The 14,311-nt window shown below is 66.5% G+C and carries 18 protein-coding genes; 8 read left to right on the plus strand and 10 right to left on the minus strand.

Annotated features, from left to right (window positions below; translation table 11 throughout):
- Positions 1-121: 121 nt before the first annotated feature.
- The 5 genes from ACSYDW_RS13675 to ACSYDW_RS13695 all read right to left on the minus strand — a co-directional run bounded on the left by ACSYDW_RS13675 (position 122) and on the right by ACSYDW_RS13695 (position 3,087).
- Complete coding sequence (locus tag ACSYDW_RS13675) at positions 122-400, minus strand: Lrp/AsnC family transcriptional regulator (RefSeq protein ID WP_438339286.1); 279 nt, start codon at positions 398-400, stop codon at positions 122-124.
- Positions 401-455: 55 nt separating this feature from the next.
- Complete coding sequence (locus tag ACSYDW_RS13680) at positions 456-839, minus strand: DUF3054 domain-containing protein (RefSeq protein WP_438339287.1); 384 nt, start codon at positions 837-839, stop codon at positions 456-458.
- 192 nt (positions 840-1,031) lie between these two features.
- Complete coding sequence (locus tag ACSYDW_RS13685; protein WP_438339288.1) at positions 1,032-1,595, minus strand: GNAT family N-acetyltransferase; 564 nt, start codon at positions 1,593-1,595, stop codon at positions 1,032-1,034.
- Between the two features lie 156 nt (positions 1,596-1,751).
- Complete coding sequence (locus ACSYDW_RS13690) at positions 1,752-2,633, minus strand: class II glutamine amidotransferase (RefSeq protein WP_438339289.1); 882 nt, start codon at positions 2,631-2,633, stop codon at positions 1,752-1,754.
- A 109-nt stretch (positions 2,634-2,742) separates the two neighbouring features.
- Entirely contained in the window at positions 2,743-3,087 is a 345-nt protein-coding gene (locus ACSYDW_RS13695) for a VOC family protein (RefSeq protein ID WP_438339290.1), read from the minus strand.
- A gap of 439 nt (positions 3,088-3,526) precedes the next feature.
- On the opposite strand from ACSYDW_RS13695, the gene ACSYDW_RS13700 reads away from it, so the two are divergent.
- Positions 3,527-4,327 carry an alkaline phosphatase family protein gene (locus ACSYDW_RS13700; protein ID WP_438339291.1) on the plus strand — a complete coding sequence of 267 codons (801 nt, stop codon included), beginning with the start codon at positions 3,527-3,529 and terminating at the stop codon, positions 4,325-4,327.
- A 210-nt stretch (positions 4,328-4,537) separates the two neighbouring features.
- Positions 4,538-6,055, plus strand: a complete 1,518-nt coding sequence (locus ACSYDW_RS13705) for a CYTH and CHAD domain-containing protein (protein ID WP_438339292.1) — start codon at positions 4,538-4,540, stop codon at positions 6,053-6,055.
- A 48-nt stretch (positions 6,056-6,103) separates the two neighbouring features.
- Here ACSYDW_RS13705 and ACSYDW_RS13710 read toward each other — a convergent pair whose 3' ends face one another.
- The 3 genes from ACSYDW_RS13710 to arsB are packed head-to-tail and all read right to left on the minus strand — an operon-like array spanning position 6,104 to position 9,115.
- Positions 6,104-7,543 carry an FAD-dependent oxidoreductase gene (locus tag ACSYDW_RS13710; protein ID WP_438339293.1) on the minus strand — a complete coding sequence of 480 codons (1,440 nt, stop codon included), beginning with the start codon at positions 7,541-7,543 and terminating at the stop codon, positions 6,104-6,106.
- Between the two features lie 31 nt (positions 7,544-7,574).
- Entirely contained in the window at positions 7,575-7,991 is a 417-nt protein-coding gene (locus tag ACSYDW_RS13715; protein ID WP_438339294.1) for an arsenate reductase ArsC, read from the minus strand.
- On the minus strand, positions 7,988-9,115 hold the full coding sequence (gene arsB, locus ACSYDW_RS13720; protein WP_438339295.1) for an ACR3 family arsenite efflux transporter: 1,128 nt from the start codon (positions 9,113-9,115) through the stop codon (positions 7,988-7,990). The genes ACSYDW_RS13715 and arsB overlap by 4 nt, the downstream gene beginning before the upstream one ends.
- Before the next feature lie 90 nt (positions 9,116-9,205).
- Between arsB and ACSYDW_RS13725 the strand changes: the two genes are divergently transcribed.
- From ACSYDW_RS13725 to ACSYDW_RS13745, 5 genes are all read left to right on the plus strand, one after another.
- A complete protein-coding gene (locus ACSYDW_RS13725; RefSeq protein WP_438339296.1) occupies positions 9,206-9,598 on the plus strand; it encodes an ArsR/SmtB family transcription factor in 393 nt (130 codons plus the stop codon).
- Entirely contained in the window at positions 9,595-10,026 is a 432-nt protein-coding gene (locus ACSYDW_RS13730; protein WP_438339297.1) for an arsenate-mycothiol transferase ArsC, read from the plus strand. Before ACSYDW_RS13725 ends, ACSYDW_RS13730 begins: the two co-directional genes overlap by 4 nt.
- Positions 10,027-10,065: 39 nt before the next feature.
- Positions 10,066-10,221 carry a hypothetical protein gene (locus tag ACSYDW_RS13735; RefSeq protein ID WP_438339298.1) on the plus strand — a complete coding sequence of 52 codons (156 nt, stop codon included), beginning with the start codon at positions 10,066-10,068 and terminating at the stop codon, positions 10,219-10,221.
- A 2-nt stretch (positions 10,222-10,223) separates the two neighbouring features.
- On the plus strand, positions 10,224-11,507 hold the full coding sequence (locus tag ACSYDW_RS13740; RefSeq protein WP_438339299.1) for an MFS transporter: 1,284 nt from the start codon (positions 10,224-10,226) through the stop codon (positions 11,505-11,507).
- Positions 11,508-11,619: 112 nt separating this feature from the next.
- Entirely contained in the window at positions 11,620-12,258 is a 639-nt protein-coding gene (locus ACSYDW_RS13745) for a maleylpyruvate isomerase family mycothiol-dependent enzyme (RefSeq protein ID WP_438339300.1), read from the plus strand.
- A gap of 213 nt (positions 12,259-12,471) precedes the next feature.
- On the opposite strand, the gene ACSYDW_RS13750 is transcribed toward ACSYDW_RS13745, so the two are convergent.
- Positions 12,472-12,771 (minus strand): hypothetical protein, encoded by a 300-nt coding sequence (locus ACSYDW_RS13750; RefSeq protein ID WP_438339301.1) that lies wholly within the window; start codon positions 12,769-12,771, stop codon positions 12,472-12,474.
- A gap of 395 nt (positions 12,772-13,166) precedes the next feature.
- On the opposite strand from ACSYDW_RS13750, the gene ACSYDW_RS13755 reads away from it, so the two are divergent.
- Entirely contained in the window at positions 13,167-13,655 is a 489-nt protein-coding gene (locus ACSYDW_RS13755) for a GNAT family N-acetyltransferase (protein WP_438339302.1), read from the plus strand.
- A gap of 39 nt (positions 13,656-13,694) precedes the next feature.
- On the opposite strand, the gene ACSYDW_RS13760 is transcribed toward ACSYDW_RS13755, so the two are convergent.
- Entirely contained in the window at positions 13,695-14,147 is a 453-nt protein-coding gene (locus ACSYDW_RS13760; protein WP_438339303.1) for a dihydrofolate reductase family protein, read from the minus strand.
- Positions 14,148-14,311 lie beyond the last annotated feature (164 nt).

Here is a 14,311-nt window from a genome sequence, read left to right on the forward strand (position 1 = left end):
TGTTTGGGGGGGGTGGGGGGGGGGGGGTTGTGGGGGGGGGGGGGGGGGGGGACCCCCCCCCCCCCCCCCCCCCCCCCCCCACCCACGTGGATTGCTTCAGGGTCCACCCAGGGGACGCAGCCTATTCGAGGCCGAGCGAGAACGCCGCGTCGAGGTCGTGGCTCGAATAGGCGCGGAAAGCTATGTGGGTCTGTGTCGCCTTGATCCCAGGGACCTTCGACAGACGGTTGGCAATGACCTCAGCCAGGTCCTCGTGGTGGCGCACCCGGGCAATGGCAATGAGATCCCAGTCTCCGGCCACAGAATAGACCTCGGAGATGCCCTCGATGTCTGAGATCTTCTCTGCGCACTCGGGGATGCTGTCAGAAGCGGTTTGGATCATCACGAATGCAGTGACCACGGTTTTACCTCCAGTAATTGAATGGGTGTTGGTCCGAGCCCGGGCGGAGCCTGGTTCAGGACTTTGCGGAGTGCGCACGACGGCGCTCGATGAGGGTGGTGACGACCCGTCGACCCAGCAGGAAGACGCCGAGGACGATCGTGGCGACGATAATGAAGGGAACGGCGGCTGTTCCGCCGAAGAGCACCCGGAACGACAATCCCAGGGCAACCGTTCCGAGCCACACCAGCACTCCCGTCGGCCAGAGCCGCGAGTGGTTGGTCCACGGACGGGAGAGCAGGGTGAGAATCGTCAAGGAAATAAGGAACGGAGCGGCAGTCTGCAGTACGCCCAGCACGGTCAAGGAATGCTCGTGTGATTGGCGCCCGCTCAGGGCAAAGAGCAGGACTAGAACCACGTCGATCGCGAAATAGGCGATCCAGGTCTTGCGAGAGGTCATGCAGCTATTCTATGGCCAGTGCCATCCGGGACCCGTCAGTTCGCTTGCGCGGAACATACGTCGAGCGCAGGCCGCCCCGCTCGGCGAGCGCCGCGACAGGGTGTCTGTGCCGGGATCGGGCTGGTGCCCGGACCAAGGGAACAGGGGTTGGCCGGGTTCGGCCTCGCCGCGCATGCGGGTCCGAGCCCTTGGTCAACTGCCTTGGTGGAGAGCGAGCTCGAACACGGTTTCCAGGCCGTCTTCCTCGTCCCACTGCTCGCCAACCACGCGGAACGCAAACTGTTCCACCAGTCCACGTGAGGCAATGTTGTCGGGGCCGACGGAAGCGCGCACGGTCTTGACCAGCGGATCGCTCCGTGCCGCATCGAGCAGCGTTTCGAGCGAGGCCCGCGCATAGCCTTGCCGCCTGCATGCAGGGTCTATCGCATAGCCGATCTCGACCATGCCCGTTGCATCCGGCTTGCCGTGGAATCCGGCGCGTCCCACGACCGCGCCCGTATGCGCATCAACGACGATCCGGGTTATCCATGGTGCTTCTGTGCCATCCAGGCCGATCTGAATCAATCGTCTGGACCACACACGACGGCATTCGACCGTCGCCAGATAGGGCGTCAGCTCGATGTCCGTCAGTGAGCGCGCCTTGCCGAGGTCCCCGTCGCCCAAGGCGCGGAGCAAGTTTGGTGGCACCCGCACGAGCCGTACTGTTACCCCCGACGGCGAGCGGTGGGTTGTCCATGGTTCGTTGGAAATGCACATGGCTCCATCGTCGCAGACCGATCGCGGGCCCATCGAGCGTTGGCACTGGCGAGGGGCAACGCTGCATTGACCTTCGAACGGATATGATTCGAAAATGTGTTCTAAGCCGATGTTCGCCCGGACCTTCCTCGCATGGGTATCCGTCGAGTTCCGGAACTACCCGGGCAGCCCGTGCGGATGCTGTGATGCTGCTGCAACGGGGCCCAATTGGTCCAGGGACATCAAGCGGACCGGGTTTTCCGGAAGCGGGAAGTGTGATTCCACGCCCAGTTTTCTGTTCACGTGCAGGAGTTCTCCGGGGGCCAGCGGCCGCCAGCCGGGGTCGGCGCTCATTGGCTCGGTGGCCACGACCACCAACGAACGCCCGGCAAGCTCATGGCTGTGGGCACGGATGCGGTCGCTGTGCATGTGAAGTGCCGTCCGGGGTCCGAGGGTTCCGGAGTGCCGCTCCAGAACGTGGAGCTCGTGCGTCGCGGGGTACCGGAGCGCCCAGAGGTCGGTGGGCGTCGTCATCACGAAATTCAGGCTGTAGACGGGCAGGTTTTGGGAGATCCAGGTGAGTGCCGCGGCGCTGCCCGTGGCAACATCGCCGGCTGCGCCGCGGATCTCGGCCGTGATCAAGGCAAACATCCGCTCGCTGTCCGTCTGTCCCCGGACCAGGTCCAGTGCTCCGAGTCTTGCCAAGCGCCGGTCGAGGACCTCGAGGCTGCCCAGGACCCCGTTGTGGGCAAAGAGCCTGCCATCTTGCAGGAATGGATGGGTATTCTCCGGGGTGTGGTCGCCGGTGCTCGCGTATCGGACGTGTGCGAGGAAGGTGGTGCTTTCGACGCGTTTGGCCTCGAGGGCGAATTCCGGATCGTGCCATGCCGAGATCGGTTGCTTGCTGATGACGGGTTCGCCGTCGGGCGCAAAGAATCCCACTCCCGTCCCGTCGGGTTCGCGGTGGCTTTGGAGCTCCAGGCTGTTGGGGGCCCGCAACAACCAAAACGTGGCCTTGGCCGCGTGCGTTCCGGCATGCATCCCGAACAAGCGGCACATGGATCCGCCTTTCTTCCGGGGTAGTCGACAACCGACCACCCGCCCCCGCAGTCCCCGGCCGCTTCCCGCGGTTTCCGGTACGGTTTCGCATTCATTGGGCCCGGGCGCCTCAGGTGCGTTTGGGGCGCCAGATGCCAAATCGGTTTCCGCTGGGATCCAGCAGGTGGGCAAATTCGATTGAACCGTTATCGACATGGGGGAGCGCGATGCTTGCACCGAGCGACGTGGCACTCTCGATAGCCGCCTCTACATCGTCGACTTGCCCGTAGAATACCGCCCAGGAGCCGCCGCCGACCGACGAGGTGTCCCACAGGCCGCCTTCGCCTCCGTTGACCATGCCGTACCCAAGCGGCGATGGCTTGCCGAAATCCCAATCGAAGAGCGAACCGTAGAACCGTCTGGCGCCCTCGGGATCGGGGGTACCGATCTCAAAGTAGTTCGGAATCCCGGGCATGGCCGTCTTCCTTGTTCTCGTCGGCTGTGAGCCCCCCCTGGCGTCCACCCGCCGGGAAGAAACCCGCCGCCGAACGGTGTGTGTCCAGCGTGCCTTCGTCTGTGGCGCAATCACGCAGGATCGGGTACCTCCGTCCTACGCCCACTCCGATACGGGAGTCAAGGTGCTGTGCACCGCCGGCGTCCCAACCGTGGATGCCCGCGCCCCGGCCGGTCTGTGAAGCACCGAGCCGCCGAACTACCATCGAGACATGGGCCGCACCCACGTGTTTCTGGTAGCCATGGTGACAGCCGCATTCGCGGTGGGACTCCTCCTGGCAGGATGCGGTTCCCCGGCGCCCGCGCCGGTAGGCTCCGCGGCGCCACCGGCCCCGACATCGCCGGCTGCCCATGGTCCGGATACCGGGCACCTCTCCACGGTCCCCGGAGCCACGGACAAAATGACTGAGGGGATCGGGCACGTCGTCGTCATCGTCGAAGAGAACCATTCGCGTTCCAGCATCCTGGGCAACCGCGACGCCCCGTACATCAACAAGTTGGCCGCGGCGAACGCGCTTGCAACAAACTACCGGGCCGTCGCGCATCCGAGCCTTCCCAACTACCTCGCGATGACCAGCGGCACGACCGCGCGAATCACCACGGACTGCACGCCGGGCGACGGCTGCATGGCCGAGGTTCCGAACATCGCCGAGTTGCTCGAGGCCTCCGGACGAACATGGAAGATGTATGCGCAAAGCATGCCGGCGCCCTGCACGGCCGCCGACTCCGGAACCTACGCCGTACGGCACAACCCGTTCATGTACTACCCCGGCGTCACCGGCGACTCGGCATCCTGCCGGGCCCATGTTGTTCCCCTGCCCCGGCTCGACGAGGACCTGCGATCCGCGGCTGGTTTGCCGGACCTGGTGTTTATTGCCCCGAACCTCTGCAATGACATGCACGACTGTTCCGTGGCCACCGGCGACGCCTGGCTCTCTCACCTCGTGCCCCGGATCCTCGCATCGCCCGCATTCACGACGCAGAACTCGCTGCTGGTGCTCACCTGGGACGAGGATGAGAATGACGGCGGGAACAACACCGTGCCGACGATCCTTGCCGGCCCCGCAGCACGGCAAGGTGTCGAATCCCGCCGGCCGTACAACCACTACTCCCTGTTGCGGACCCTTGAAAACCTGTGGGGGTTGCCCCCGTTGACCGCCAACGACGGGAAAGCGGCAACCATGGACGACCTGCTCCGATAGGCACCAGCCGCCACCGCGCCGGGCCCCGGCAAGCCCGGCGGTCCTGACGGGGCCGCTCTGGCGGGTCCGTTCCCCGAGTCCTAGAATCGGCTTGGGAGCCGCAGTCGGCGGCATGCGGGCGGCCGACTGTCCTGGTTGCCCGGGAAGGATGCCTCGCGTGTGCAAGATCCTGGCCCATCACCACAACCGCCATCCCGGAACCCGAACGCCATGAAAGCCGGGGGACACCCGGGGGAGGAGCCTGCCCTCGAGGTGGGCCCAACGACGCCCCTGCCGTCGTTGCGGGGCCTGCAGGCAGTGGAGAGGGTTGCGGATCCGGTCCACTCGCGGCTCGAGACCGTCTATTTCGACACCGAAACCCTGGCGTTGGGAACCCGCAACATTTTCCTTCAGCGGCGCAGCGGCGGACCCGGGCACGGGTGGTACCTGGGTATCCCCGACGGGGCCGCCCAGTGGCACGTTGCCGGCGCCCCGCTGGGGCAGCCACACACGGTGCCGGGGGAGCTGCTCGCCCGTGTGCTGGCCTACACGCGAGGTGAAGGACTTGCGCCCGTCGCGCACCTGGGCATCCGGCGCAGCACCCATCGGCTCTACGGAACCGCGGGGGAGCACCTTGCAGATTTCATCGACGACCGGGTCCAGGTGGAACGGACGGGTCCCGGGGTCCCCGGCACCGCATGGCGTGAATGGAGGCTCCACCTGGTCCACGGGGACAACGACTGGCTCGCCGCGGCCCGGGAGACGCTCGCCGCGCTGCAGCCCGCACACCCATGGTCTGGCACCGGAGGGTCCGACGCGAAAGGAGGCGCGGTTCCCGCCGGACGCGCAGCCGTCCCCCGAAAGCCACGCAGGAAGGGCCCGGCCATCGATGTTGCGACGACCTACCTGGAGCTGCACATCAACGAGCTGCTCGGTGCCGATGCCGGGGTGAGGCTTGGGCTTCCGGACGCTGTCCACCGCATGAGGTCCGAGACGCGTCGGCTGCGCTCCGCCCTTTCAACATATGCGGGACTCTACTCCGCGAACGCGGCGCGCACCCTCGGTGCCGAACTGAAGTGGCTTGCCCGCGCACTGGGTCGCCCGCGCGACGCCGAGGTCATGCGGGAGCGGCTCCGCCGGCGCATCGAGGAACTGCCCGATTCGCTGCGCACCGTTGACGCCTGCGAACCCGTGGAGCGCGAAATCGGCACGGCCTACAACGTCGACTACCGTCAACTGCTGGGGGTCCTGGAATCCGGGCGCTACTACCGGCTGCTGGGAGACCTTGAACGGTTCCGCGACAATCCGCCGGCGGGAGCCCGTGCGCAGCTGGCGGCCCGCAGCGAGGCGGCGCGGTCTGTCAACAAGATGGCCAAGCGCCTGGAACGTGCGCACCGGGCCGTTGACCGAAGCCCGTCCGGCGGTACGCGGGACGCAGCCCTCCACCAGGCCCGGAAGGCTGCCAAGCGGCTGCTGCACGCCGCTGATTCCGTGGCAGGCATCCACGGGAAACAGGCCCGTGGGTTCTCCCGGCGTGCCCACAAGCTCCAGCGGGTCCTGGGGGAGCACCACGACAGTGTCATGGTCCGCGCCTTCCTCGAGGAACTGCTCGCGGATCCGGGGTTGCCCGAGGACGCGGCCCGGGCCTACCGGCGGATCCTGGAAACCGAGGCCGACAGTGCCCGGGCAGCGGCAAGAAAGTACGCCAAGTCCAGGAAGAAGCTCGCCGAACTGCGGTTGCAGCACTGAGCGGAGTCCGGCGAGCTGCGGGAATTTCGCCCGTCGCACGGCGGGCGGCTACTCGCCGACGAGTTCGGTGTGTCCGTGCAGGGTGCCGGTGGCGAAACCGATGGTCACCGGTTCGGGGGCGCCGCAGCAGGACACGGTCTCGGCTTCGGGTTCCGGTGCGCCGCAGCTTGCCGCCGCTTCAATGGGCGCCGGAGCGTCGCAGGAACCAGCCAGGTCCGTGGAACACACGCCCGTTTCGGGCAGTTCCAGCTCGACGAGGTCGGCAGCCGCGCGGTCCCCGGCCAGCGCCGCCGCGATCGAGCGGACCTGCTCGTAGCCGGTGGCCATGAGGAAGGTCGGGGCACGCCCGTAGCTCTTCATGCCGACGATGTAGAAGCCTGTTTCCGGGTGGGCGAGGATGCGTTCGCCGTGGGCGGTGACGGTTCCGCAGCTGTGGAACTCGGGGTCGATCAAGGGCCCGAGTTCGCGCGGGGCTTCGACGACCTGGTCCAGGTCTAGGCGCAGCTCCGAGAGCGGGTTCAGGTCGGGGCGGAAGCCGGTGGCCGGGACCAGCAGGTCCACGGCGAGGTTTCGGCCGTCGGCGAGGACCACGGTCAATTTGTCGCCGGTTTCCAGGGCGGTGACTGACACGTTTTCCAGGATGGTGATGTCGCCGTTTTCCACGAAGCGTCGCAGGGAAGTGCCCAATTGGCCGCGGGCCGGCAACTCGTCGGCCGCACCGCCGCCGTAGAGGCGGATGGGATTGGCCGCCGCGCGCAGGCCCCAGAGGATCCGGGTGCCGGGGTGCTGTTGGCGCAGTCGCCCCAGGCTGATCAGCGTGTTGGCCGCCGAGTGCCCGGCGCCCAGCACCAGGATGCTTTTGCCGGCGAACGCCTCGGCATCCGTGCCCAGGGGGTCGGGCAGCGGGGAGGTGATGAAACCGGCTCCGCGGGCTTCGGCCTCGCCGATGGCCTCGATGCCGGAACGTCCCACAGGGTTGGGGGTGTTCCAGGTGCCGGAGGCGTCGATGACCGCGCGGGCCAGGATGTCGGTGGTTCCCTCCGCGGTTTCCGTCCGCACCAGGAAGAGGGATTCCTCGCGGGCCTTGGAGATCGTCTTGTCCACGCCGCGACCGTCCGGCTGGATGCGGGTGACCTTGGCGACCCGGTGGCCGTAGCTGATCCTGCCGGCCAGCGCCGGGTGGGCGGCCAGGGGTTCCAGGTATTCGGCGACCATGTCGGAGCCCGTTGGGAGGCGGGTCTCGCGTGGCGCTTCCCAGTCACCGGCGTAGCTCTCGGTCGGCGTCTCCAGGAGCCGTCGGGAGGCGGCGTCGATGTTGTAGCGCCAGGTGGAGAAGAGCTTGATGTGGCCCCACTCGGCCATGGCGGCACCGGCGCTGTTTCCGGCCTCGAGGACGCGAATGTCCTGGTTGCGCTCGATCAGGTGTGCTGCTGCGGCCAGCCCGATGGGTCCGGCACCGATGACAATTACTGGGCATTTCTGGTTCATGGTCTTCCACTCCCGGGGAACGAAGGGGGAACTACTTGGCGGCGAGCAGCAGCTCATCGATCAGGGCTTCGATGCGCACGCGGATTTCGTCGCGGATCGGGCGCACGGCCTCGACGCCCTGGCCTGCGGGGTCATCGAGCTTCCAGTCCTCGTAGCGCTTGCCCGGGAAGATCGGGCACGTGTCGCCGCAGCCCATCGTGATGACCACGTCGGATTCCTTGACGGCCTCGGTGGTCAGGATCTTGGGGACCTCGGTGGACATGTCGATGCCGACCTCGGTCATCGCGGCGACGGCTGCCGGGTTCACCGTGTCGGCCGGGGCGGATCCCGCGGAGCGAACCTCGATCTGCCCGGCCGAGAGGTTGGCCAGGAAGGCGGCGGCCATTTGGGAGCGACCGGCGTTGTGGACGCAGACGAACAGGACGGAGGGCTTGCGGGTGGTGTTCATGCGGAAACCTTCTGTGTGGCGGGGGATGGGGCGTTGCTGAAGAACTTGCGGGACCAGAGGGCGACGTAGACCAGGGCAACGAGGACGGGGACCTCGATGAGCGGGCCCACGACGCCGGCCAGCGCCTGGCCACTGGTGACGCCGAAGGTGGCGATGGCCACCGCGATGGCCAGTTCGAAGTTGTTGCCCGCGGCGGTGAAGGCCAGGGTGGTGGTGCGTGCATAACCCATGCCCAGGGCCCGGCCGATGAGCATGGATGCGCCGAAGACGACGGTGAAGTAGACAAGCAGCGGCAGGGCGATGCGTGCGACGTCCAGCGGCTTGGCGATGATGGCATCGCCCTGCAGGGCGAAGAGGATCACGATGGTGAAGAGCAGTCCGTAGAGCGCCCAGGGGCCGATCTTGGGCAGGAACGTGCCCTCGTACCATTCGCGGCCCTTGGCCTTTTCGCCAAAGGTCCGGGTGAGGAACCCCGCAACGAGCGGGATGCCGAGGAAGACAAGCACCGAGAGGGTGATGGACCAGACGGAGAATTCGGCGCTGGTGGTCGGCAGTCCGAGCCAGCCCGGCAGCACCTGGAGGTAGAACCAGCCCAGGGAGCCGAAAGCGAGGACCTGGAAGACGGAATTGATGGCCACCAGCACGGCAGCGGCCTCGCGGTCCCCGCACGCCAGGTCGTTCCAGATGAAGACCATGGCGATGCAACGGGCCAGCCCGACGATGATCAGGCCCGTCCGGTATTCGGGCAGGTCGGCCAGGAAGATCCAGGCCAGGACGAACATGAAGGCCGGGGCGAGCACCCAGTTGATCACCAGCGAGGTGAGCATGAGCTTCCTGTCCCCGATGACGTGTCGGGTCTCGTCGTAGCGGACCTTGGCCAATACCGGGTACATCATCACCAGCAGGCCCAGGGCGATGGGCAGCGAGACACCTGCGACCTTGATGGAATCCAGCGCCTGGCCCAGTCCCGGAACGAGTCGCCCCAGCCCCAGGCCGAGGGCCATGGCGGCCAGGATCCAGACGGCGAGGTACCTGTCGAGGGTCGACAGCTTGGCGGTGATGTGCGCCGTGTCGGCGGGTGCGGCGGTGGTTGTCACGGCAGAATCTCTCCAGAAACGAAGCATCGACGATCGTCGATGCTTCGAGTATGCTTATAGATATCGATGATTGTCAATCTCCCGATGGGGAGTCGAGCGAAAGCGGGGGCGGCACAGATGCCTGCGACAACTGCCATGGAAACCAGCGCCAAAGCCACCGCGAACCCCGCCGCGACGCCTGCCGCCCCATGCTGCGCACCCGCGCCGGGGCATGGCGCGCTCCTGCCCGGCGAAGCCGAAGCCCTCGCTGCGCGATTCAAGGCACTGGCGGACCCGAACCGCCTGCGCATCCTCTCCATCGTCTCCGCCAGCCCCGAGGCCGAAACCTGCGTCTGCGACCTATCCGAACCCCTCGGCCTGGGACAACCCACCGTCTCCCACCACCTGAAGATCCTGGTGGAGGCGGGCCTGCTCCACCGCGAGAAGCGCGGCGTGTGGGCCTATTACTCCCTGGTTCCCGGCGCACTGGACACCCTGGCCGCGACGTTGTCGCCGGAGGGGCGCGGATGAGCACCAACCCTGCCGCAGCACGGCCTTCCGTCCTCTTTGTTTGCGTCAAGAACGGCGGCAAGTCGCAAATGGCCGCCGGTCTCATGAAGCACGAAGCAGGAGACGACATCGCCGTCTCCTCCGCCGGAACCCACCCGGGTTCGGCCCTCAACGCGCTTTCGGCAGAGGTCCTGCTGGATCACGGCATCGACATCAGTGCGGAAAGGCCCAAGGCACTGACCGCGGAGAACATGCGGGCTGCCGACCTCGTCGTCGTCCTGGGCGCCGAGGCCAAGGTCCCCACCCTCGAGGGAGTGAGGATCGAAGTCTGGGACACCGATGAACCCAGCAGGCGCGGCATCGAGGGAAGGGCCCGCATGGAGCTGGTCCGCGACGACATCCACGCGCGCGTGAAGGACCTCAAACACCGCCTCCTCACCTCGCACTGACCTTGCACGAGCCGCGTTCACCCGCTTGAAAGGTTTTCCTTGAGTCCTGGATCCGGAAGGTACCGCCACGCCATCATCGACGGCTCCGTCAGCACCCGCACCGGCGGCGCCTCGGCCCCGCGCGACACGCGTTTCATGGCCGCCGGCGATCAGCGCTGCGCGCGGGGGACCGGTAGCTCCTCCATCCCGGACTAGCCGTGGCCCTCAGCGGGAGGTGCGCGGCCAAGCGCGGCTACGTCGTCACAGGGTTGGGCATCGGGCAGATCCTCTCGTGGGGTTCGACGTTCTACCTGCTGGCGGTCCTGGCCGGGCCCATCGCCGAGGACACCGGGTGGCCCGGCGCCATGGTGGTCGCGGGCGTCTCGGTGGGACTCCTGGTTGCCGGCCTGGGTTCCCCACGCGTCGGGACCCTGGTGGCTGGCAACCACGGGCGCAGCGTCCTGATCGCCAGCGCCCTGGGCCTGGCAGTCCTCGGCGTGGCACCCAACCAGTGGTGGTACCTCGGCGCGTGGGTGATCCTCGGACTGGGCATGAGCGGCGGACTCTACAGCGGTGCCTTCGCCGTCCTCGGGCACACTTATGGTTCCTCCGCGCGATCGGCCATCACCGGGCTGACGCTGTTTGGCGGATTCGCCAGCAGCATCTGCTGGCCATTGAGCATCTTGCTCGTCAACGAGGTCGGGTGGCGATGGACGGCGCTGGCCTATGCCGGAGCGCACCTGCTGGTCACCGTGCCCCTGTATGCGCTCACGATTCCGCAACAGCCGCTGACACCACTGCCCAACATGGGACCTGAACGCCCCGAAGCCGATTCCCGCCGGCCTGCGGCACCTCGACGGCCCATGGTGGTGTTGGTTGGGACAGTCACAACGCTGTGCACATCGATTGCCGCGTTGATGTCGATGCATATGTTCACCCTGCTGGCCGGCATTGGAATCGTCGGCACGGCAGCCGTCGCCCTGGCCGCAACCATCGGCCCCGCCCAGGTGGGAGCCCGGTTCATCGAGTTCGTCGCCGGGCGGAAACACCACCCCCTGTGGACCATGTTGGCCGCGACCCTCGCCATGGCCGTGGCCATCACCTTCCTCGGTATCGGGATCCCGGCCCCCGAGGTCCTCGTGATCGTCTACGGGGCCGGAATCGGGTTGAGTTCCATCGCCAACGGAACCGTGCCGCTGGCCCTCTTCGGCCAAGAACACTACGCCCGCGCCATGGGCCGCATCGCACTGCCATCCATGCTCGCCCAGGCGGCGGCACCGGTCCTCGGGTCGGTGCTCATCGACAACCTCGGACCACGAAGCACCATGCTGGTACTGGGTCTCCTGGGGTTTCTGACTTTTGGTCTGGCCATGTGGCTGGTTCTTCCCCATCGCACCACCCGGGAAAACCGGGCACGGGTGGTGTGTCAAAGCCCGTCCCGCCAAGCAGACGATCCCTCCGGGGAGGGAACCCAGAAGACATCGGAGACCCCTCGGCCATAGGTTGACGACGAGGTGCCTGCCGTTGATGGCCGCGCACGGCTCCCGGTTCCCAATCTCACCTTGTGGATCGTCATAGGATTGGACCCAGGAACTGGAATGGGGGAAAGCCGACATGGCATCTTCTTCGGAAACCGGGCTTTGGGCCCTCATGCATGCCGAACGCGCCGCATTGGCGGAGGATTTGTCCACGCTCGACGCTGAACAATGGCGCCGGACGTCGCTCTGCGGGGAATGGAATGTCGAGGAGGTCGTCGCGCACCTCACGGCCGCTGCGAGCCTGAACCAGTGGCAGTGGCTGCGCAGCATGCTCGGCGCGCGATTCAGACCCGCGGTGCATAACGCGCGTCGCCTGCGGGAGCACCAAGGCAGCACACCGGCCGAGACCCTGGCGAAGTTTCGGGCAGTGGTCACGAGCAACACTGCGCCGTCCTCCCATACTCCGGCGTACCTGGGTGAGGTCATTGTGCATGCCCAGGATGTCCGCCATCCGTTGGGCATTCCGCGCACTCCGAACATCCAGGCATTGACGCCTGTCGCGGAGTTCTACGCAGGGCGCGACTTCGCGGTTGCCAGCGCATCGAACGCGAAGGGCCTGCGGCTGAGGGCGACGGACGGGCCATTCGATGCCGGCACCGGCCCGCTGGTTGAGGGCTCGACCCTTGCCCTGGTGATGGCGATGGCCGGACGCATGGCCTACCTCGACCAGCTGCAGGGCCCCGGGGTTCCCGTGCTTCGGTCACGCATTGAATAATCCACGGTTGGACCGAACGGCTGGCTGGACACCGCGAACACTCCTTGGATCGATACCACTTCCACGGACCCGGAAGACCCCACCCGGCGGTCACGGGTCCGTGGCAACGAGAGGTGGTTGAGCCCCACAGGCATTCCCGGGCCCGTCGGCTGGTCCACGTTGGTTGCGTCCTGGTGTGTGCGAAGCCGCCCTGGGCCAAGGCGGAATTCTTGGCTAGTCGATTCCGGAATCCAGCACGGTGGGCTTGAGCGGGTTGCCTTTGCCATGGCCGGAGCGCGCCCGCCCATAGGCGCTGTGCGAGTTTTGCTTCCACCACCATTGCTCGGCATTAGATGCAATCCAATGCAGGCGGCTTTCACCGAGCGGGGGAGAGCCCGACCGGATCAGTTCTTTGTGGATGTCCGCTGCCGCCCCAAGAACCATGTCCCTCCACTGGTAGCGGTTCCGCACGCCGAATCGGTGCTCCTTGCACCACGCGCTGAGCCGAACGAACAGCTCCGATCCCGTATCCATGGCTAATACTCCTCGCCGCCCGGGAGATCCCGAACCGGATCGTTGCATGGCGTCGTTTTCACGCGGCGCCCGTGCGCGGTCCCCACCTGGTTCTCGGGCTTGGTTTCATCATAGTGACGAAGGGATGTTCCCGTTGCCACTTGCGGGTCCTCCCTTTTGTGCCCCTTGAACCGTGCCGCGCGGGCATCGCGGGGAAGGCTTCCACCCCCTCGAGGCAACCAGCACCGGCGCCCGAAACGATCGATCACCTCGTATCAGGAAGCGGTTCCAGTGGACCGGCCGGCGGATCGGAAGCATGAGGTTCAGGCAACCAAACACCTATACCGGCGTCCCGCCAGGGAGTTCCCACGCCACAAGCGCCGGACGGAAAACCATGCGCATGCAAGGATGAATGCATGAACCAGGAGAACTTCACTTTGTCGGGCGAAGAATACCAACTACGCAGGGCATCGGAGGTTGACGTCGTACGGATCGTCGAACTCATGGCCGACGACGTGCTGCGGAGGGCGGAAAACGCCCCCTCGGCAGCAGGCAGCAGCCGGCACCTGGACGCATTCCTGGCCATCGACAGGGACCCCGCCCAGTTGTTGGTTGTGGTGGATGACGCCGAATCCACGGTGGTGGCCACCATGCAGTTGACCATCATTCCGGGTCTGGCCCGCAACGGGGCGACACGCCTGCTGGTGGAAGCCGTCCGGGTGGATGCGAAGCTGCGTGGCAATGGCTTGGGAACCGTGATGATGCAGTGGGCCATTGCCGAAGGGCGTCGTCGAGGCGCCTCATTGGTCCAGTTGACCAGCGACAGGACGCGGGAAAACGCACACCGATTCTACGAGCGACTGGGCTTCGAACCCTCGCACGTGGGATTCAAGCTGTTCCTCTAGCGGCGCTCCCTCGTCGCGGCCACCTGCCCACCGCTGGAACTATGCCTGGCCGATGTCGACGCCCGTGACCGGTTTTCCGGCACGTTCATAGGACAGCTGGATGGCACCCTGCGGGAATGCCTGCGGTGGTTGTGCAAGGCGGAACGCCGCGGGCACGCCGGTTCCCTCGGGAAAGAGCTTTTTCCCCGACCCGAGGATGAGTGGGTAGAGGAACAGGTTCAGCCGGTCGACGAGGTCCGCTGCGAGCAACGACCTCACGAGGTCGCCGCTGCCTATGACGTGGATGTCCTTGAAACGGCCCTTGATGGCGGCAACCGCCGCCGCATCCGGCAGCGCCGTGGTGCCGCTCCATGCGGGTTCGTCCACCGAACGGGAGACGACGAACTTCGGCAGGGCGTTGAAGGTCGCGGCGATGTGGTCGTCGCCGCCGCGGGCCGGCCAGTACCCAGCGAAGATGTCGTAGGTCTTGCGGCCCAGCAACAGTGCGTCCATGCAGGTCGATGCCGGCCACGATCGCCGCACCGGCCTGTTCGTCGGAATAGGCGGCCTGCCAGCCACCGAGCGCGAAGCCGCCCTCCCGGTCCTCCCCGGGTCCTCCCGGCCCCTGGTAGACACCGTCCAAAGTGATGAACAGGTCGACGGAGAGGATTCCCATG

The sequence above is a fragment of the Paeniglutamicibacter selenitireducens genome (genome assembly GCF_051550675.1).
Lineage (GTDB): Bacteria > Actinomycetota > Actinomycetes > Actinomycetales > Micrococcaceae > Paeniglutamicibacter.